Below are 20,164 nucleotides of genomic sequence, written 5' to 3'. Positions count from 1 at the left end.
TAGCTTTGTGCAGTGAAAAAAGCAAATTGGAGGGGTAATGTTAACTAAGAGTAAAAAATACATAATGCATAGGGGGATGTTATTTTTAATATTTGCATTTGCGCTATCAGTGTCGGCGATCCTGTCGCCTTTGGTTAGGGCAGAGGAGTCTCCTAAGTATACGTGGAAGGATATAGTCGGAATACCTGGAGGTAATGTACATAGTCCGCGAATTAGCCCTGATGGACTAAGGCTTTTTGTGAATCAACATGTTGCTGGCGGCGAAAAATTGCTAACTTCTGTGGATAATGGCGCTACTTGGAGCGTGTATTCATCTCCCGTAAGTGCGTCCGCAATGGCTATGGATAGAAGCGGTACTAAGCTTGTGGTTTCGTGGTTTAATCAGGATTTTCTATATTTATCAACTAATAGTGGATCTTCTTGGACTAAGACGCCGTCTTTTGCGGGTATTGTAAATACACTTCCTAGGATAAGTCCAGATGGCTCAATTTTGACTGCATGCGGTCGGTATCTACAAGTTAAAGTGTTGTACGTCTCAATGGACAATGGAGCTACTTGGCTTCAAAAGGGTAGTGAATGTCCAGATTATGTATTGAACGATGGGAAGATGATACGTATAAATAACGATAATTCAATAAGGAGATCTAGCGACTATGGTTTGACTTGGTCAACTATTAATACCGATCGAAGTAGACGGGCTGTCTTTAGTTATGATGGACAAAGCGCTTTTGACGGTGAAAATGTCTCTTTAGATGGAGGCGTTAATTGGAATCCTACACCTGAAGTACCACCTCGATCCTCTAATAATAACATTTACGCAAAGGGTATTAGCAATGACGGAAAAAGAATGTTTGTTACGTTTATTCCTGCTAGCCCTAGCGATTCAAAATCTCCAATGATGGTATCTTCGGATGGAGGTAAAACTTGGCAGAAATGGGGAGATGAGGGTTTTATGGGTATTGCCGACATGTCGGCTGATGGTTCCAGGATATTTACACTATCGGGTGATCTTCCTGATGCTACTACTCGCCTAGCAACTCTATTGACACCTCCACCCGTAACTCCTGGCGGTACCGGCTCAGGTACGAGCGGAGCTGCCGCCTCATCCACAGGCTCTTCATCCTCAGGCGCTTCAACTACTGCGGCATCGTCATCCACTTCCAATAAGAAACCAGAAAAATCTTCAAGCACTCTTGCCGAAACAGGAAACTCTATTTGGCTAGTTAGTGGGTTAGCTGTTATCGCCGTTGTAGCTGGCGGATTAGCGCTAAGAAAACGACCGTAAAATTAAGTCATAGACGGAGCGAGTTTTTGAGATTCGACTTCATGATCAGGCTTGCTCTTTTTCGTACTGGAAAGTAGATAAATTGATAATAAAATAAGTTCGCTTTTTTGATTTGGTGTAAAATAGCGGATTTTTCTGTTGATTCGTCGTTGTGCGATTTCGCTGGCAATGTCAATGAACTTCCAAAACAGGACAGAAAGTGATTCTCTGAGGATGATTGCCAACGGTACGATAATTGCCCAGAAAATAACCATTAAAATTGCGGGCAGGCTGATGTTCGTGAATGGGATTTTTCCTAAGAAAAAGAAGAAAAATAGCTGGTCAATTACAAAAGGCGCGAGTAGTATCGCTCCGATGATCATAATTAAGTAAATGCCCAGCTTTCTCATAGATCTAACTGTAGCAAATAAGATATTGACTTGCAATCATAAGCGTAATGTGTTTTAACTCTGATTTGCGTCGATATTTGGACTGGAAAAAATTGTCAAAAACCTGTATAATATAGCGGTTATGACAGAGGTAATTCGTGTTAAGGGTGCTCGTGAGCACAATCTGAAAAATGTAGATATTGAGATTCCGCGAGATCAGCTGGTGGTGATTACGGGGCTTAGTGGTTCTGGGAAATCCAGCCTGGCATTTGATACAATTTACGCCGAAGGTCAGCGTCGCTACATGGAGAGCTTGAATTCTTATGCGCGTCAGTTTTTGGGGACGATGGATAAGCCTGATGTCGATTCGATTGAAGGGCTTAGTCCAGCGATTTCGATTGACCAGAAATCGACCAGTCGCAACCCGCGTTCTACCGTGGCTACGGTTACCGAAATATATGATTATCTGAGGCTTTTGTTTGCGCGAATTGGCGTGCCGCATTGTCCGATTTGTGGCAATGAAGTGACGCGTCGTACGACCGAGGTGATTATTGATGAGATTCTGCGACAATTTGTTGATAAGCGAATTTTGCTATTGGCTCCAATTGTTAAGAATAAAAAAGGTGAGTTTGCGCATATTCCGGAGCAATATCAGCGACTTGGTTATGCCAGGGTTCGCGTGGACGGCGTGGTGTACGCGCTGGATGAATTTCCAGAGTTACAAAAGAGCTACAAGCATAACATCGAGTTGGTTGTTGATAGGTTGGCGTTGACGGCGGAAATGCGATCTCGATTGAGTCAGAGCGTTGAGCAGGCGCTGGATCTGGGTCAGGGAGTTATCGAGGTTTTGGACGCGGATAATGATGAAGTGAAGACATTTTCGCAGAGATACGCTTGTGTTGATCATCCTGATGTCGATATTCCAGAACTGGAGCCGCGACTATTTAGTTTTAACGCGCCGCAGGGAGCTTGTCCTGTGTGTACGGGTTTGGGGTCGAGGTTGGAGGTTGATCCAGAATTGGTTTTTAATAACAATTTGACGATTTCCGAAGGCGCGATTCGACCGTATAATCGAATGAATTCTGACGCTTGGAATATGAAGCGATTGGCATCTGTTGCTGAAGCTCACGGATTTAGTTTGAAAGTTCCTGTAGGCAAGCTTTCTGATGATACTAAACATAAAATATTATACGGAACTGGCGACCAAAAATATCGCGTTGATTTGGGCGGCGGTCGGCATTACGATACGACTTATGAGGGCGTTATTCCTAATCTGGAGCGACGCTGGAAAGAAACTGATAGCGATTTTATGCGACGAGATATTGAGCGATTTATGCGCGAGAGGGATTGTTATGCCTGTAAAGGTGCGCGCCTGAAACCTGTGGTTTTGGCGGTGACGGTTCATGAATTGAATATCGTTGATGTGTGCGATTTGAGTGTTGATGACGCGTTGGATTTGTTTGACAATAAGCTTCAATTGACCGAGCAAGAAATGACGATTGCTCGCTTGATTGTGAAGGAAATTAAATCTCGTTTGGCGTTTATGAGTAATGTTGGGCTGAATTATTTGGAGCTAAGTCGAGCGGCTAATACATTGAGCGGTGGCGAGGCGCAGCGAATTCGCTTGGCGACGCAAATTGGCGCTGGACTTCAGGGTGTGCTTTATGTGCTGGACGAGCCGTCAATTGGACTTCATCAACGCGACAACGACAAGTTGATTGATATGTTGAAGCGTCTTCGAGATCTGGGAAATTCTGTGCTGGTGGTTGAGCATGACGAGGACACGATTCGCCAGAGTGATTTTCTGGTTGATATGGGACCGGGAGCTGGTGCGAATGGCGGTGAAGTAGTGGCAATGGGGACGCCTGAAATTGTTGCGAAAAATAAGAATAGTATAACGGGTTGCTATTTATCTGGGGTGGAAAAAATTGCCGTTCCGAAAAAACGTCGCAAAGTCGTGAAAGATAGAAAGTTGATTGTTCGTGGCGCTCGCGAAAATAATCTTAAGAACATTGACGTGGAGTTTCCTTTGGGCTTGATGACTGTAGTGTCTGGCGTTTCTGGTAGCGGAAAGTCGACGCTAGTGAATGACATTGTGGCGCGGGAATTAGCGGCGGAACTTAATCGCGCAACGACGGCGCCAGGATTGCACGATGCCATAGAAGGTGTGAATTTGCTTGATAAGACGATTGTCATAGATCAGTCGCCAATTGGTCGAACGCCGCGCTCTAATCCGGCAACATATACTGGAATTTTTACGCCGATTCGCGAACTTTTTGCTAGCACACCCGAGGCTAACGTTCGAGGCTATAAATCTGGACGATTTAGCTTTAATGTCAAAGGCGGTCGCTGCGAAAATTGTCAGGGTGATGGTGTGATAAAAATTGAAATGCACTTTTTGCCGGACGTTTACGTTCAATGTGATGAATGTCACGGCAAACGTTATAATCGCGAGGCACTGGAAATTAAGTATAAAGACAAGACGATTGCTGATGTTCTGGATATGACGATCGATCAAGCGGCGGAATTTTTTGACAGTGTGCCGAATATTGCACGTAAACTTCAGACGTTGGTCGAGGTTGGGCTTGGTTATATTAAACTTGGTCAGCCAGCAACTACTTTTTCAGGCGGTGAGGCGCAGCGAATTAAATTGGCAACGGAACTTTCTAAGCGTTCCACTGGAAAAACTATGTACATTCTGGACGAGCCGACCACTGGGCTTCATTCTGCTGACGTAAAGCGACTGTTGGGGATTTTACAGCAATTGGTTGAGGGCGGTAATAGTATGATTATCATTGAGCACAATTTGGACGTCATAAAGTCGGCTGACTGGATAATTGATATGGGTCCAGAAGGCGGAATTGGTGGTGGTACCGTTGTGGCTTGCGGTACACCTGAAGATATCGCCAAAGTGCCAAATTCGTTCACTGGCAAATATCTGAAAAAGATGCTTTAAGATTATTTTTTACGCTTGGTTTTCGAGAGGAGAACCGACAATTGTCTTCTTAATAAAGCGCGAGTATTTGGTTGTTTCAAAGCATGAATAACCATTGGCGAGACAGACAAGAAGATGATGAGAATCGCTGCAACTTCAATATTTACGCCCGCTTTGGTCAAAAACTCGCCAGCGTAGAAACCTAGATAAACAAAGGCTGATGACCAAATAAATCCACCGATAAGATTGAAAGTCAAGAATGTTTTATAGTGCATTTTACTGGCGCCGGCAACGATTGGGGCGAAGGTTCTTACAATTGGTACAAACCGAGCCAGGACGATTGTTGCTGAGCCGTGCTTGTCGTAAAACTTTTCTGTTTGCTCCAAATATTTTTTCTTGAAGAATCGGGAATTTTCTTTTTCAAACAGCTTGCGTCCAACTTTGTGACCAAAACTATAACCAACACTGTCGCCCAGCACTGCCGCCGCAAAAACCAAAAGCGCGAAAATGTGAATGTCAATGTGTAGAATGTTCTGCTGAACCATATACCCAGCGGTGAAAAGCAGACTGTCGCCAGGTAAGACGAAGCCGATTAGTAGACCGGATTCTGCGAAAATTACTAATAAAATTGCCAATACGCCAAAGCTAGTTATCAAGTGAATAAAAGATCCCATGCCTTAATTATAGCATGATTGGCGTATGCAGATTGGACTATTCTTCAATAAATCCGCCAGATTGTCGCGCCCATAATTTTGCGTAAACGCCGCGTTTTTTATTGATGAGTTCGTCGTGTGATCCGTCCTCGACAATTTTTCCATCCTTCAGGACAATTATACGATCCAACTTGGCAATTGTAGATAATCGATGGGCGATGACAATTGAGGTTCGATTCTCCATCAACGTTTCCAAGGATTTTTGGATCAACGCTTCCGACTCAGAATCTAGCGCTGAAGTCGCCTCGTCGAGGACTAGAATTGGCGCATCTTTTAGGATTGCCCTGGCAATTGCAACTCGTTGTCGCTGTCCGCCAGATAATTTAATTCCGCGCTCGCCAACCATTGTGTCAAAACCGTCTTTAAGTCCAACGATAAAATCGTAAGCGCCAGCTTTTTTGGCGGCTTCTTCAATTTCTGCGTCAGTTGCATCAGGTCGGCCGTAAGCAATGTTTTCGCGCACGGAGCGGTGGAATAGTAATGGCTCTTGCGGCACGTAAGCGATTTTGGCGCGCAAACTTGCTTGGGTGACTTCGGAAATATCTTGTCCGTCGATGGTAATTTTTCCTGAGTCAATATCAGCAAAACGCAATAGCAATTTAGTGAGCGTAGTTTTTCCAGAACCGCTCGCTCCAACCAAACCTATTTTTTCGCCTGGCTTAATATCCAGAGAAAAGTCGTGAAATAGAGTGTCGCCTTGACCCTCGTCGTGCGTGAAAGTTATTTTATCCATAGAAATTTCGCCACTTGTGACTTCCAGTTTTGAATCGCTTTTATCAATCAATGTCGTTGGCGTTTGTAAGATTTCTACCATATCATTTGCGTTACCGATAATTCGGTTGTAATTGCGCATAATTCCGTTCATGTTCCATAATTCATGCGCGACGCTACCGGTGTAGGTGATAATAAGATAAACGGACGCCACGGACACCAAATCATTCTGGGCTGCGTACACTGCGAAGGCTATTGCTCCAATTTTAATAACCATGTTGATTGACGAATATATAGTGCTGACTTTCAAAAATCCGCGCATTACGTCGAGACTTGAATTTCGCCAAGAACTGACGGTTTTTGCGAAAAATTTCTGTTCCGTAGCTTCGGCGCCGGACGACTTGACTGCTAGAACATTTGAAATTACGTCGGCTAATTGTCCGTTCAATTTATTGCTGGCCTTGGCTTCTTTTTTTGTCAATTTCGCCATTGGCTTGGATCCGTAATAAACGACGATACTGAAAACAATTGAGAAGATGAGTAAGAATAACGCGTATTGCCAAAGAAGGGTTGACAGGACAATTATTGAACCGACCAGTGAAACAACTAGCGGCAAAACTGACCAAATTATCGTGTCCCAAAAACTTTCCACCGCGCCGACTAATTTATTTGTTTGGCTAACGAGCGACCCGCCGAATTTATTTGAGTGGAAGAATAATGTTTGGTTGGTCAATTTGCTGAAGCACTGAGCGTATAAATCTCGTTGCATGGCGGTTTCAAATGTCCAGACGAGATATAAAACTAATCGCCAGCCGATGACGCTTGACCACAATCCACTGACGCTATATAAAGCAATTAGTGTCCATAGGTTTTTTGAGTCGTGTAACTGATTATGTTGGATAATACTAAGAAGTTGAGCAATTATAAGTGGGCCGACAAAAATAGTAACCACGAGTGTGAGCATTGCAAAAAATATTGCCAAGTTTCGGCGGTGTTTGTATGGTGCTGACGTTTTCCAGAATAGACGAAATATTTCTTTGCTGTTTGGTTTGTTTTTCAAATCAATTCCTTTCGATAATAAATTAGTATTTATAAACTGCGCAGAAAACTGAGCGTTCTTAATCATTCAAAATGTATATTAGAGGAACTCGTCGTCGGGAGTTCATAGACTTTGACTATTATATGGAATATATAGATATAAGTCAATTTGTGGAGCAAAGGCCTTGTTTATTTATTGTAAATACTTTACAATAGGAACATGACGCAAATTGTTAGGCGATCAACAAAATACACGAATGATGTGATGGCGATTTTAAAGAGCAAGCATCACGCGACGAATGCGGAAATTGCTCAGGAATTGCGGAGCATTCATCCTGAAGTCAGCGACACGACGGTGCATCGAATAACTCAGCGCCTGTGCGGCGACGGGACGATTGGTTTGGCGCCGCAGACAAGAAAGGGTTGCTTGCGATATGATGTTCGTAAGGGCGATCACGATCATTTTGTGTGCAGCGATTGTGATGGTCTGATGGATATTAAAATTGCCGATGAGATGAGAAAGCAAATTGCGCATGAAATTAGCGATTGTTATATTGACGGCCCGTTGGTTGTGACGGGAGTTTGTAAAAAATGCCAGAAAAGGAGGAAATAATGGCTTTATATGAAATTACAACGAAGCAAGAATTTGAAGATAAGGTGCTAAAAAGCGACGGTCCTGTACTAGTTGATTTTTGGGCGCCGTGGTGTCCGCCATGTCGTGCAATGGCTCCGCTTTTGCATCAAATTGCCGAAGAAACAGAGTTTGATATTGTTAAGGTTGACACTGAAGCAAGTCGGGAAAATGCGCAATTGGCTATGGAATACCGCGTGCAGGGAATTCCAAACATGAAGATTTTTGTTGGCGGCGAGGAAGTTGCTGAAATGATTGGCATGAAGCCAAAGCAGACGTTGATTGACGCTTTGGAAAAAGCTGCGAAATAAAAAAATAGAAGGGGAATTTATGAAGGGTTTTAGTGGAAATATCGAAAAACTTACGTTAGAAAATGATAATTTTCGTCAGGTTTTATATACTGCGAAGCATTGCCAATTGGTATTGATGAGTTTGCCTGTTGGTGGGGAAATTGGTTCGGAAATTCACGAGGAAAATGATCAGTTTTTCAGATTTGAGTCTGGCGAAGGTAAGATTTTGATTGACGGCAATGAATATGCTGTTTCCGACGGCAGTGCGATTATTGTGCCGGCGGGAGCTGAACATAATGTGATAAATACTGGCGAAGAGCCGCTTAAGCTCTATACGATATATAGTCCAGCACATCATAAAGATGGAATCGTTCGGGCGACTCGCGAAGAAGCGGAGGCTAACGAAGAAGATTTTGACGGTGCAACCACAGAATAAATTGTCGCCAAAGGAGAAAGTTTCTACTAATTATGTCTCACAAAGAGTCAATAGCCGGCGAGGTGTTTAGCTCATTTGGGCGGGCAATTTTTCGTGGAATTGCATGCGTCATATCGCTAATTTTTAGGATTGTACCGCAGAATGACCGCGTGCGGGTGATTGTCTATCGTGATGATGGTAGGATTTTATTAGTTAGAAGTCGCTTTAGTCGTCAAGAATGGACTTTGCCAGGAGGTGGAGTGAATCGTAATGAGAGCTATGAGCAGGCTGCCGTTAGAGAAGTCTTGGAAGAGGTTGGATTAAAGATACATAATCTGCGATATCTCGGAAAAGCTAATTCTCATGAATCATATACCAAATTTTCAGTTCGAGTTTTTGCGGCGCACGCGTCTGACTATGACATAAAATGCAACTTTGAAATAATGGAAGCTCGGTGGCTTAATATGAATTATCTTCCTGAAGAATATTGCACTTTGTATATTAATAAGCATCAGTAAGCGACTTTGTTTTTATGTTATAATCTATACGATTATATTTTTTCATTTGGAGATGAAGCAGAAGTATTGGAACCTGAAGAAGTTAGAATGCAAATTAAAAAAATGATAAATAAAATGGCAGAAAAATATATAATATGACAAATAGTGTCAAGTATTCTCTTGTATAATAAAATTAACCAAATGTAAAGGGAGGACCGGATAATGAAATATGAGTGGAGAAAACAAGAAAAGAATCTTTATGGTGTAAAACAAACACCTATCATTGTAGAAGTGCCAAAGCAAAAATTTATTTTGGTAAAAGGTAAAGGAGATCCGAATGAAGTAGATTTTTCAGATAGAATATCCGCATTATATTCTCTTGCTTATGCCATTAAAATGTTGTTTAAAAATGCAATGAAAAATAAAACTGATAACGAGATTACAGATTTTACGGTATATCCATTAGAAGGCTTTTGGAAAAAAGTAAATGGAGAAGAGCTTGATAAAAATAAACTGGAATACACATTGATGATTAAACAACCTGATTTTATTACACAAGAGATATTCACAAAGGCACTTGAAAATGTAAAAAAGAAAAAGCCCAACGTATTGTATGATGAGATGAGTTTTAGAGAAATAGAAGAGGGTAAATCTATTCAGATTTTACATGTTGGAAGTTATGATGAGGAGCCAAAATCATTTGAGCAGATGAATGAATTTGCAAGAAAACGTGACCTTACAAGAATAGGTAATTTTCATAAAGAAATATACTTAAGCAATAAAAACAGAACATCGGAAGAAAAACAAAAAACCATATTAAGATATTCAGTTAAATAGGAGGAATTTGTTGTGCCGGTTTTGCAATCGATAGTTAGGGAGTCGTTGTCGTAATGCGACTCTGCTTTTATGTATAATATGAGTATGAACGATCGACAAATTGCCCAGCTTGAAATAGTAAAGACTAAAGTTCGTCAGTTGCTGGGCGGCGACAATTCGGGACATGCTGATGATCATGTCGAGCGAGTGGCGTTGCTAGCAGAGCGTTTCTCTAACGAATGCAGCGAATCGGTGAACCTGCAAGAAGTGTTATTGACGGCTTGGCTGCATGATGTTGATGATTATAAATTAGTCGGTAAAACGCAGGCAGAAAAATTGACGAACGCGGTAAATATTATGGCGCAGGCAGAGATAGCTGATGATTTAAGTCAGGTTGTGCTGGAAAATATTACGGCGATTGGTTATAGCAAACGGCTGAACGGCAAGCAGCCGCAGCGGCTGGCGGGGAAATTGGCGTCTGACGCTGATATGTGTGACGCTATTGGTGCAGTTGGCATTGAGAGAGCGTTGGTTTATGCTTGTCGTCATGGCGGGCGGATTTTTGACCCTAAAGTCTGGCCGAATGTCAATCTGGCGGCGCACGAATATAACGCTGATGGCAATACGCATGATACTGACGGATTTATCAATCACTTCTTTGAGAAGCTGCTGAAATTGAAAGGTTTGATGTTGACTGAACCAGGACGAATAGAAGCGGAGAATCGTCATCAAATTATGGTTGATTTTCTTCGCGCCTATTTCCGCGAGAAGAATGCGTCCGACTGGAGTGGGTTTTTGGAGGAATATTTACGTAGTGTTGATTAAATATTGAAGAATGGTTAGCTTTCGCTTTTTATTGATCTGATCAATAATTTGTAGTTATATGAAATTATGACAAGGTATAAAATTGAACGGATTTATGGGTCGACCGCGTCGGACGATAGTTATCGTGTGTTGGTCGATCGATTGTGGCCGCGAGGAATTAGCAAAGAACGAGCTGCATTGGACGAGTGGAATAAAGAAATTGCCCCGACCGATGAATTACGTAAATGGTTTAATCACGATCCAGAAAAATTCCCGGAATTTTCTCGTCGTTATGTGAAGGAGTTGGATGGTAATCCTGCGGCTGCCGAGGCGAAGAATAATTGGAGTAAACAATCTGCAGTTACGCTGTTATATGGAGCCAAAGATGCGGAACATAATCAAGCGATAGTTCTCAAAAAGTGGCTGGAAAATTGAGCTGATCACTAAAAGAATGCTTGCATAATTGGTGTGTTTAGATTGTAATATATTTAATGAATCAAGCATTGCAAGCCAAGCTGAAAACTTTGCCGCGAACGCCCGGCGTTTATTTTCATAAGTCGGCGAGCGGCGAGGTAATTTATGTTGGCAAGGCGGCGGTTCTTAAAAATCGCGTACGTCAGTATTTTCAAGATTCGCGCGGGCGAGATAATAAAACTATGGTGCTGGTGGCGGAGATTTTTGATACTGATTGGATTGAAACTGAGAGCGAGGTTGATGCGCTGTTTTTGGAAAGCGAGATGATCAAGCGATATATGCCGCGATACAACGTTCTGCTGCGCGACGACAAGTCTCAGATGTACGTTCGGATTGATATGAAAAGCGATTGGCCGACGGTCAGTTTTACGCGGAATCCTGCCGATGATGGTGCAGATTATTTTGGTCCATTCTATAATGGTTTTGCGTTAAAAAAGGCATTGCGTTATTTGAGGCGAATTTTTCCATATCTTACTCACCAAAGACGCCCTGGGCAATCAAAGTTGGATGAGGATTTAGGTTTAAGTCCGAAGATAAGTGATGGTTCGGACGCGTATAAAGCTAGTTTGCGCAAATTGATAAGTTACATTAAGGGAAATCGCAAAGCTATTGCTGTGGAGTTGGAGCGTGATATGAAAACGGCTGCGGGGCTTCATGATTTTGAGCGGGCGGCAAGTCTGAGGAATAAGTTGCGCGCCATGCAAGAGCTTCAGCGACGCGTTATGTTTGGCGATAAGGAATTTTTGGATATTTCAAAAGATAAGGCGCTGGCTGATTTAGCAAAACTACTTGGCTTAAAAAATATTCCAGTGCGAATTGAGGGCTATGATATTTCTCATATGAGCGGACGTCAAGTTGTGGCGAGTATGGTGGTCTTTACGAATGGTGCGAGCGATCGTGCGGAATATCGCAAATTTAAGGTGAGCGAAAAAAACGACGATACTGGAAATATGTACGAGGTGATTTTTAGGCGGCTTGGTGAGCGAAATATCAAAAGCTGGGGCTGTCCGGATTTGTTATTGATTGACGGCGGAAAAGGTCAACTTTCGGCGGCGATTAAGGCGAGGGATGAGCGTGGAATAAAATTGCCGATTATTAGTATCGCTAAGCGCGAGGAAGAAATTATTATTCATAAAACTGGCTCACAAATTGACGTAACGCGCATTGAGGAGTTGCAAAAATCTATTCATCAGGACATCGCTATTCACGAAGACAATGATGTGTATGTGGTAAATTTGCATCCCGCTCAGCGCAACGCCGGCTCGCATTCAAAGAATCTACGAGGCTCTGCTATTGATGACGGTTCCAGCCGGGACAATTTTACAAAAAGTTCTATTGCGACGACAGATATTGTCAAGCTTTTCCAACGGATTCGTGATGAGTCACACCGATTTGCTGTGAGCTATCATACGGCGTTGAAGCGTCAAAATCAGACGAAAAATCAACTGGAGGAAATTCCGGGGATTGGCCCAAAGACGCGCGCGAAATTGTTGAGGAAGTTTGGTAGTGTGAAAAAAATTATCGAGGCGGATTATACGGAATTGCAGGCGGAAGTTGGCACGAAAAAGGCGAATTTGATTAAACGCTTGTCTTAAGTTTGGGCGACCAATCGACAATAAAGCATAAATTATATATAATAAGACTAATGAAAAGACAATTTGCAACGTTTTTGATTCGGCTAATTCTTAACTCGGTAGGTATTTGGGTTGCAGTGCGGCTGCTTGGAAATGAAACTCCGGGCGCAACTTCTGCGTGGACGTTTATGATGGCTGGGCTGATATTTTCGGTAGTGAATAGCGTATTGAAACCAATTGTTACAATTCTAGCCCTGCCGGCAATCCTATTGACATTAGGGCTGTTTACCTTAATCGTAAATGGCTTTATGGTTTATATCTCGCTCGCTTTGGCGCCAGGAATTTCTATGACTTTTGCACATTCAATTATTGCCGGGATTATATTGAGTTTGGTAAACTATATTATAAGTAGCGCGCTGGTTTTGCAGCGGGAAGAAAAGGAGTAATATGTCAATTGATACAATTTTACCGTACGTGACGCTTGGATCTGCCGTACTGATGATTATCGCAATTTTGTTGCAACAACGAGGCGCAAGTTTGGGCGCAGGATTCGGCTCGTCTGGGGAATTATTCACTACTCGTCGCGGATTTGATAAAAACTTGTTTGACGTAACTATTGTTTTTGCGGTGATTTTTGTGCTATCGATTTTGGCAAGTATGATTTTGCCGGGATTACAAAAATAGGAGAATAGATTTGAGTTCGGATAATTCGTCATGGAATCGTTTTGCGCGGCTAAAAGTTTCCAGTAAAGATGTTAATAAGCGTCTGCGTAAGATTGAAAAGGGCAGCTTGCGCCATGCGCATAAATTCGTGACATCCAGGCTGGATCGCTTATCTAATGTGCGACGTCGGGTTTCTGTCTGGATTATTCTAGTATTGGTTATGATTGGCGCCAGTGCGGTGCAGTGGCATATTTCTCGCAATTCTTTCACGACAATGGCGTACACTTCTGGCGGATCATATTCTGAGGGTGTGCTGGGTCCTTTGGAAAACTTAAATCCTATTTTCGCAAAAACCAATGCTGAAAAATCCGCCGCGAAGTTGCTATTTTCAAGTTTGTATCGATATGACTCAACAGGCAATATAAAGGCTGACATGGCGGATAGTATCAGCGTAAACGATAAAGAAACTGAATATACGGTTAAGCTGAAGAAGGGCTTGAAGTGGTCGGACGGACAAGATCTAACGGCGGACGATGTAATTTTTACATTGAAACTATTAGCGAATCCAGAAGTTGGAGCTGAGATATCTGGCTGGAAATCTATAAAATTCGAGAAAGTGTCTGACGATTCGGTGAAGTTTATCTTGCCGTCGTCATATTCGCCGTTTGTCCACGCTTTGACATTCCCGATTATCCCTAAGCATATATTAAAAGACGTTAAACCGTCGAATTTACGTGAACATGATTTTAATAAATCGCCTATATCCAGCGGTCCATTCGCCTTTAGGTTGCTGCAGAATGTAACTAGTGATGGCAGTAAAAAAGTGCTATATCTGCAGTCGAATAGCAATTATTATGGCGGCACGCCTAAGTTGGAGCGATTCCAGTTGTACGCGTATCCGACGCAGGATGATATTGCGAAAAGTTTGCGTACGCGAGAAATTACAGGAACTCCAGAATTGATCTATAACGATCAATCCGCCGAGGTGAAATCTATGTACGCCGCAGAAGCACATTCTTTGAATAACGGAGTTTACGCACTGTTTAATAACAATAGTCAGTTCTTGCGATCAAAAGCAGTTCGTCAAGCTTTGTCGCTCAGTGTCGATACGTCCAAGCTACGCCAATCTTTGTCGTTGTCTACAGAGGAATTATCTGGTCCAACGCTTAATAAATTCCTGGGAAAGAGCTCGAACTCGTCTAGTTATGACGTCAAGAAAGCGAAATCTCTACTCGACGCTGAGGGCTGGAAGAGTGTGAATAATGTTCGTCAGAAGGGAAATGATAAGTTAAAGCTCAACGTAGTTGTTTTGAAGAATAGCAATTACGAAAAGGTTGCCAGGTATTTGGCTCAAGTTTGGTATGATGAACTGAATATAGAATCGGATATTAAAGTTGTCGATCCGAACGATGCCACTCAAAATATTCTTCAGACAGTTTTGCAGCCGCGCAATTTTGATGTGTTGGTTTATGAGCTCTCCTTGGGCGGCGACCCCGATGTTTATGCCTATTGGCATTCTTCGCAGGCAACCAATAATGGTTTAAATTTCTCCAATTACAATAACGCGATAGCGGACGATGCTCTGGAAAGCGGTCGATCTAAAATCTCGGCAAAGCAACGCGCTGATCGTTACGCGAAGTTTACTGCCACTTGGCAAGCGGACGCTCCAGCGATTGCCTTGTATCAGCCGAAGTTTGACTATATTCATATTCGGAACGTTAAAGCTCTCGACGCAAGCACCGAAGTTGTCAATCCTGTCGATCGTTATGTCGATGTTCAGTATTGGGCGACAGAGAAAAAGTCCGTTTACAAAACCCCGTAATCGGGTATAATGGTAAGTGGCTATGCGGGCGTGGCGGAATTGGTAGACGCGCTAGCTTGAGGGGCTAGTGAGCATTGCGCTCGTGGAAGTTCAAGTCTTCTCGCTCGCACCAAACATATTGCAATTATTGGATGAATTGTTTGTGATATGTTTTGCAAAATCTGATATAATAAAGGCGGTGGCGCGTTGGCGGAGCGGTTACGCAGAGGTCTGCAAAACCTTTTAGACGAGTTCGACTCTCGTACGTGCCTCCAATTTTTGATAAATAGTCCTGAGTATTGGGCTATTTTTTATTTTGCGAAATTGTACAATTTACTTAGCGAATATAGTATAATATAAGTAGTCTGGCGCGCGGGCGTCTGGATTGTATATAAATAAGCGCGAGTGGCGGAATTGGTAGACGCGAGGGACTTAAAATCCCTTGACCAAAAGTCGTGCGGGTTCGATTCCCGCCTTGCGCACCAAAGTTGTAAAGAAAGTAATATTGAATAGGAAAGGGACAAAGGTAAGAAATGAGTCCATTGGTAATTGTACTTATTGTTACAGTGGTAGTTTTATTGGTACTCGTAGGAGTTGTAATCGGTGCGTACAATGGTTTAGTTGTGTTGCGCAACCGCGTAGAAGAGGCATGGAGTGACATTACTGTTCAGCTAAAACGCCGAACTGATTTGATTCCAAATTTGGTCAACTCAGTAAAAGGTTACGCTACACATGAAAAAGAAGTGTTTGAGAAGGTCGCAGAAGCTCGTTCAGCAATCATGAATGCTGGCAGCGTGGCTGAAACCGCCAAGGCTGAAAATGCTTTGGAAGGCGCATTGAAGAGCTTGTTTGCCGTATCTGAGGCTTACCCAGAATTGAAAGCAAACCAGAACTTCTTGCAATTGCAACAAGAATTGGTTGACACTGAGGATAAGATCCAAGCAGCTCGCCGATTCTACAACGGTGGCGTTCGCGACCTGAATACGAAGATTCAGACTTTCCCAACAAATATCATCGCGGGAATGTTTGGCTTCCAAGCTAAGGAATTCTTCGACGTTGAGGACCGTGCAAGCATCGAAAATCCAGTTGAAGTAAAGTTCTAATTGAATCCTGAAATGAAAATCGCTCGTCTATTTTTAGTGGGCGATTTTTGGTATAATTAACATATGTACAATGCAGTTTCTCAAAACAAACGCAACACAATATTAATTATGTCTGTGTTTGTGATAATTATTGGAGTCATCGGTTTGTTTATTGGAGCGGCAACTGATAGCTATTCGTTGGCACTCATCATTTTCATATGCGCGATATTGTATGCTTGGTTGCAATATTTTATAGCTGGCAAGTTGGCTATGATGATGACCGGCGCTCAGGAAATTAGCAAAAATGATGCTCCTGAACTTTGGCGAGTGGTGGAAAATTTGTCTATCGCCTCTGGTATGCCGATGCCGAAAGTTTATATCATTAATGATCCAGCTCCGAATGCTTTTGCGACTGGTCGCGACCCGAATCATGCTATTGTTGGTGCGACCACTGGGCTTTTGGATATTATGGACAAGCGTGAACTGGAGGCGGTTATGGCGCATGAAATGAGTCACGTGCGAAATTACGACATCCGCGTGAGTATGATTGCTTTTGGTTTGGTTAGTGCAATTGGACTGTTTGCGGATTTGGCGCTTAGAATGATGTTTTATAGCGATGACCGTGATAGGGATGTTAATCCTATTGTCTATGCTCTCGGGCTAATCGTGGTTATATTGGCGCCGCTTTTGGCAACGATAACCCAGCTGGCAGTCAGTAGGCAGCGTGAATATCTGGCGGATGCTTCGGGTGTATTATTGACACGAGATACTGAAGGATTAGCAAGCGCGCTGGAAAAATTGCGCCAATACGGCAGACCAATGCAAAAACAAAGTTCTTCCACTGCCAATTTGTTCATGAATAATCCTTTGAAACCTGGATTTTTCTCGAAGCTATTTAGTACTCATCCGCCGCTAGAAGATAGAATTGCAAGGCTGAGAAATAACGCAACAAAGATGTAATTATGGCAACGAAAACCTCCAAAAAACGAGTAGTCAAGAATCCTAAGAAGTCAAATGCTGATCATAAAAAAGGTGTATGGCTTGGTATCAAACGTGACTTTAGTAAATTGAATCAGCAGCGGCGTAATTTTCTGCAGCGCCGACCTCATCGTAGTTTTCGGTTAACTAAGCGACGAGATTACCAACGAGATCTTAAAATTCCAGGATATTGGTCGCTGACTAGCGAAGCTTGCCGTCTAGTGTGGCGAAATAAGAAGACTTTTTTGGCGTTAATCGTCGTTATGTCAATATTGACGTTTGCTTTAGCCAGCGTCATGTCGCAAGATACATACCAGCAACTTAAGGATGTGATGAATCAGGCTGAGTCAAATGGATTCGGCGGAATTTATACAACAATTAGCCTGTTCTCTGGCGTTGCGGTTAGCTATATTTCTGGTAGCGGAACGGCTGGTGGAAATGTGCAGCAAGCGGCGGGAATCTTTCTGGGACTATTAACTTGGTTGTCGTCCGTTTGGCTAACGCGAGCTATTTTAATTGGTAAAAAACCGAAAATGCGCGACGGTTTGTATAGTTCTGGGTCGCCCATAATTGCGCTAATAATTGTCATCGGGGTTTTCTTGATTCAAATGGTGCCGGCGGCAGTGGCGGTGATTATTTATAGCGCACTCAATGCTTCGGGAATGTTAAATCAAACGCCGATTCTGATGGCGGCTGGCGGCGCGGCGATTCTAATAGTGGCGATGTCTGTCTATTGGGCGACTTCTACAGTTTTTGCGATGATCATCGTAACATTGCCGGGGATGTATCCGTTTCACGCATTGCGTTTGTCGGGCGATATTGTGACGGGGCGAAGATTAAGGATTTTGCTGAGATTTGTGTGGGCTGTTGTTCTGTCCGTGCTTTTGTGGGCGGTCGTTCTGATTCCGGTAATTCTGCTTGACGGCGCGCTGAAGGGGTGGATTAGTGGTATTGATTGGCTACCAATTGTCCCGACAACTGGTCTGATTTTACTTTACGTAACGATAATTATGATTTCTGTGTATGTCTATTTGTTCTACAGAAAGGTGGTTGAAAGTGACACCAAAAAAACCAAGAATTGACGAAATTAAAGACTTGCTAAATCGTTATAGCTACGAATATTACACCTTAGATAGGCCAAGTGTGAGCGATGCGGTTTATGACAGTCTGATGGATGAGCTGAAGAAAATTGAATCGGATCATCCGGAACTAATTACTATTGATAGTCCTACGCAGCGAGTTGGAAATAAGCTGCTCGACGGTTTTCAAAAAGTCGAGCACGTGCGCCGAATGGTCAGTTTGAATGACGTTTTTGATAAAAGTGAAGTTGAGGCGTGGATTGAGCGAACTGATAAATTGATACCGGGTCAGCGACATGAATTTTTTACGGATATAAAAATGGACGGCTTGGCGTGCGCGTTGATTTATGTTGATGGCGTGCTATTCCAAGCTGTGACGCGCGGCGATAGTTTTGTTGGCGAAGATGTAACGAATAATGTTCGGACTATTAAAAACGTACCGCTTCGTCTGCGTGAAGCGGCGGGTTTTGAGAATTTTTTGCGTGGTCGGACAGAGATTCGCGGTGAAATTGTCATGCTGAAACGGGATTTTGAGGAGCTTAATAAAAAGCAGAAATCTCTAGGGTTGCCTACATTTGCTAATCCACGCAATTTGGCTGCGGGGACAATTCGTCAATTAGATCCTGCGCTGGTGGCGGCGCGCCCGTTGCATTTTCGCGGATATGATGTGATTCGCGATGATAGTTCGGAAGTTCCGACGAATAGTTTTGCTTACGAGGCTTTGACGGCGCTGGGGATTTCTCGTAATCAGCAAGCCAGTGTTTTTGACAATTTGTCCGACGTGATGAAATTTGTTGATGAATGGAGCGACAAGCGCCATGACTTGCCGTTTAATACGGACGGGCTGGTTATTAAGATTAACGATCGAGAGATATACGACAATCTCGGGATGGTGGGCAAAAATCCGCGTGGGGCGGTGGCTTATAAGTACGCGGCCGAAGAAGCTACAACGATCGTTCGAGATATAGTCATTTCTATTGGGCGAACTGGCGCGGCGACTCCAGTGGCTGTGTTTGATCCAGTGGTGGTGGCGGGAACTACGGTGCAGCACGCCAGTTTGCATAACGCCGATGAAATTGAGCGTTTGGATATTCGACGAGGCGACACTGTAGTGATTTTTAAGGCGGGCGATATTATTCCGCAAGTTGAGAATGTTTTGAAGGAATTGCGACCTGCAGATTCTGAACCAATTGATTATGAAGCAGAATTAAAACGGCAATATCCGGAGTTGGAATTTGTGCGACCGGAAGGCGAAGCCGTTTATCGAGTTAAGGGTTCTAGCGGTCCGCTGATTTTGAAGCGAGCTTTGGCGCATTTCGCGTCTAAGGGTGCGCTTGATATTGATACGCTTGGCGAAAAGAACGTGGAAGTTTTAATTGATAATGGTTTGGTCGGCGATTTGGCAGATATCTTTACGCTTACTAAGGACGATTTGTTGAAGTTGGATCGGTTTGCTGATATTTCTGCGCAAAAGTTAATCTCGGCAATTGCTGATAAAAAAAGTCCAGAATTAGAGCGATTTTTGTACGGTTTGGGAATCCGTCATATTGGCGCGCAAACGGCGATTGATTTGACGAATCATTTTGAGAGTATGGAAAATTTGGCGAAAGCGACGATTGATGATTTGCGGAAAGTTGATGGCGTGGGCGAAATTGTTGCCGAATCTGTGGTGGCGTGGTTCGCTGATGAGGATAACGTAAAATTGCTCAATAAATTCACCGAGCTAGGCGTCGTTCCTCAGTTCAATAAAAAATCTGGCGGTTTGAGTGGAAAAAGTTTTGTCATCACGGGTACTCTGAAATCTATGGGACGCGACGCTGCTGCGGATAAAATTCGTAATCTCGGTGGAGTTTTTCAAACCACAGTTTCTAAAGATACGACATATTTGGTGGCTGGTGGTAAGGTTGGTGCTAGCAAATTGAAAAAAGCTGAGCAATACGGCACAAAAATCATTGACGAAGAAGAGTTGTTGAGGATGATAGAAAACGCGGGATGAATTAATGTATAATT

Annotated in this window: 20 protein-coding genes, 3 tRNA genes and 1 pseudogene; 21 read left to right on the top strand and 3 right to left on the bottom strand. The window is 43.1% G+C overall.

Going from position 1 to position 20,164, the window contains the following annotated elements; translation table 11 throughout:
- The first annotated feature begins 76 nt into the window (after window positions 1-76).
- Window positions 77-1,285, top strand: coding sequence for a WD40/YVTN/BNR-like repeat-containing protein (locus tag LRM47_RS01305; RefSeq protein WP_243822514.1), 1,209 nt, complete (start codon window positions 77-79; stop codon window positions 1,283-1,285).
- A gap of 2 nt (window positions 1,286-1,287) precedes the next feature.
- Here the strand turns inward: LRM47_RS01305 and LRM47_RS01300 are convergent, their stop codons facing one another.
- Complete coding sequence (locus LRM47_RS01300; RefSeq protein WP_243822513.1) at window positions 1,288-1,674, bottom strand: hypothetical protein; 387 nt, start codon at window positions 1,672-1,674, stop codon at window positions 1,288-1,290.
- Window positions 1,675-1,795: 121 nt separating this feature from the next.
- On the opposite strand from LRM47_RS01300, the gene uvrA reads away from it, so the two are divergent.
- Complete coding sequence (uvrA, locus tag LRM47_RS01295; RefSeq protein WP_243822512.1) at window positions 1,796-4,609, top strand: excinuclease ABC subunit UvrA; 2,814 nt, start codon at window positions 1,796-1,798, stop codon at window positions 4,607-4,609.
- 2 nt (window positions 4,610-4,611) lie between these two features.
- On the opposite strand, the gene LRM47_RS01290 is transcribed toward uvrA, so the two are convergent.
- Window positions 4,612-5,262, bottom strand: coding sequence for a DedA family protein (locus LRM47_RS01290; protein ID WP_243822511.1), 651 nt, complete (start codon window positions 5,260-5,262; stop codon window positions 4,612-4,614).
- Between the two features lie 37 nt (window positions 5,263-5,299).
- Window positions 5,300-7,138: an ABC transporter ATP-binding protein gene (locus LRM47_RS04150; protein WP_275973394.1), complete on the bottom strand. Its 1,839-nt coding sequence runs from the start codon at window positions 7,136-7,138 to the stop codon at window positions 5,300-5,302.
- Window positions 7,139-7,270: 132 nt separating this feature from the next.
- On the opposite strand from LRM47_RS04150, the gene LRM47_RS01275 reads away from it, so the two are divergent.
- The 19 genes and pseudogenes from LRM47_RS01275 to ligA all read left to right on the top strand — a co-directional run bounded on the left by LRM47_RS01275 (window position 7,271) and on the right by ligA (window position 20,150).
- Entirely contained in the window at window positions 7,271-7,663 is a 393-nt protein-coding gene (locus LRM47_RS01275; protein WP_243822510.1) for a transcriptional repressor, read from the top strand.
- On the top strand, window positions 7,663-7,992 hold the full coding sequence (locus LRM47_RS01270) for a thioredoxin family protein (protein WP_243822509.1): 330 nt from the start codon (window positions 7,663-7,665) through the stop codon (window positions 7,990-7,992). Before LRM47_RS01275 ends, LRM47_RS01270 begins: the two co-directional genes overlap by 1 nt.
- A 19-nt stretch (window positions 7,993-8,011) precedes the next feature.
- Window positions 8,012-8,407 carry a cupin domain-containing protein gene (locus LRM47_RS01265; protein WP_243822508.1) on the top strand — a complete coding sequence of 132 codons (396 nt, stop codon included), beginning with the start codon at window positions 8,012-8,014 and terminating at the stop codon, window positions 8,405-8,407.
- Between the two features lie 32 nt (window positions 8,408-8,439).
- Complete coding sequence (locus LRM47_RS01260) at window positions 8,440-8,904, top strand: NUDIX hydrolase (protein ID WP_243822507.1); 465 nt, start codon at window positions 8,440-8,442, stop codon at window positions 8,902-8,904.
- A gap of 18 nt (window positions 8,905-8,922) precedes the next feature.
- Window positions 8,923-9,042: pseudogene (locus LRM47_RS04185) on the top strand (WCX domain-containing protein); the annotation flags it as partial.
- Between the two features lie 63 nt (window positions 9,043-9,105).
- The gene (locus LRM47_RS01255) at window positions 9,106-9,720 is read left to right on the top strand and encodes a GyrI-like domain-containing protein (protein ID WP_243822506.1); all 615 of its coding nucleotides are present in this window, start codon (window positions 9,106-9,108) and stop codon (window positions 9,718-9,720) included.
- Between the two features lie 84 nt (window positions 9,721-9,804).
- Window positions 9,805-10,524, top strand: a complete 720-nt coding sequence (locus tag LRM47_RS01250) for an HD domain-containing protein (RefSeq protein ID WP_243822505.1) — start codon at window positions 9,805-9,807, stop codon at window positions 10,522-10,524.
- Window positions 10,525-10,590: 66 nt separating this feature from the next.
- Complete coding sequence (locus LRM47_RS01245; protein ID WP_243822504.1) at window positions 10,591-10,938, top strand: DUF488 domain-containing protein; 348 nt, start codon at window positions 10,591-10,593, stop codon at window positions 10,936-10,938.
- Between the two features lie 56 nt (window positions 10,939-10,994).
- Window positions 10,995-12,572, top strand: a complete 1,578-nt coding sequence (locus LRM47_RS01240) for a helix-hairpin-helix domain-containing protein (protein WP_243822503.1) — start codon at window positions 10,995-10,997, stop codon at window positions 12,570-12,572.
- 50 nt (window positions 12,573-12,622) lie between these two features.
- On the top strand, window positions 12,623-12,997 hold the full coding sequence (locus tag LRM47_RS01235; protein ID WP_129634579.1) for a phage holin family protein: 375 nt from the start codon (window positions 12,623-12,625) through the stop codon (window positions 12,995-12,997).
- 1 nt (window position 12,998) lies between these two features.
- Window positions 12,999-13,235, top strand: coding sequence for a preprotein translocase subunit SecG (gene secG / locus LRM47_RS01230; RefSeq protein WP_129631344.1), 237 nt, complete (start codon window positions 12,999-13,001; stop codon window positions 13,233-13,235).
- 10 nt (window positions 13,236-13,245) lie between these two features.
- Window positions 13,246-15,036: a peptide ABC transporter substrate-binding protein gene (locus tag LRM47_RS01225; protein ID WP_243822502.1), complete on the top strand. Its 1,791-nt coding sequence runs from the start codon at window positions 13,246-13,248 to the stop codon at window positions 15,034-15,036.
- A 24-nt stretch (window positions 15,037-15,060) separates the two neighbouring features.
- A tRNA-Leu gene (locus tag LRM47_RS01220) sits at window positions 15,061-15,148 on the top strand.
- A gap of 68 nt (window positions 15,149-15,216) precedes the next feature.
- Window positions 15,217-15,290, top strand: a tRNA-Cys gene (locus tag LRM47_RS01215).
- Window positions 15,291-15,414: 124 nt separating this feature from the next.
- Window positions 15,415-15,500 (top strand) — tRNA-Leu (locus tag LRM47_RS01210).
- Between the two features lie 48 nt (window positions 15,501-15,548).
- A complete protein-coding gene (locus LRM47_RS01205; RefSeq protein WP_243803760.1) occupies window positions 15,549-16,118 on the top strand; it encodes a LemA family protein in 570 nt (189 codons plus the stop codon).
- A 63-nt stretch (window positions 16,119-16,181) separates the two neighbouring features.
- Window positions 16,182-17,057, top strand: a complete 876-nt coding sequence (locus LRM47_RS01200) for a M48 family metalloprotease (protein ID WP_243822501.1) — start codon at window positions 16,182-16,184, stop codon at window positions 17,055-17,057.
- Between the two features lie 2 nt (window positions 17,058-17,059).
- Complete coding sequence (locus tag LRM47_RS01195; protein WP_243822500.1) at window positions 17,060-18,157, top strand: hypothetical protein; 1,098 nt, start codon at window positions 17,060-17,062, stop codon at window positions 18,155-18,157.
- Window positions 18,132-20,150 (top strand): NAD-dependent DNA ligase LigA, encoded by a 2,019-nt coding sequence (gene ligA / locus LRM47_RS01190; RefSeq protein ID WP_243822499.1) that lies wholly within the window; start codon window positions 18,132-18,134, stop codon window positions 20,148-20,150. Before LRM47_RS01195 ends, ligA begins: the two co-directional genes overlap by 26 nt.
- The last annotated feature ends 14 nt before the right edge of the window (window positions 20,151-20,164 follow it).

The sequence above is a fragment of the Candidatus Nanosynbacter sp. TM7-076 genome, assembly GCF_022828325.1.
Lineage (GTDB): Bacteria > Patescibacteriota > Saccharimonadia > Saccharimonadales > Saccharimonadaceae > Nanosynbacter.
Note: the sequence above shows the minus strand (reverse complement) of the source record. Positions and strands in the feature narration are given on the sequence as shown.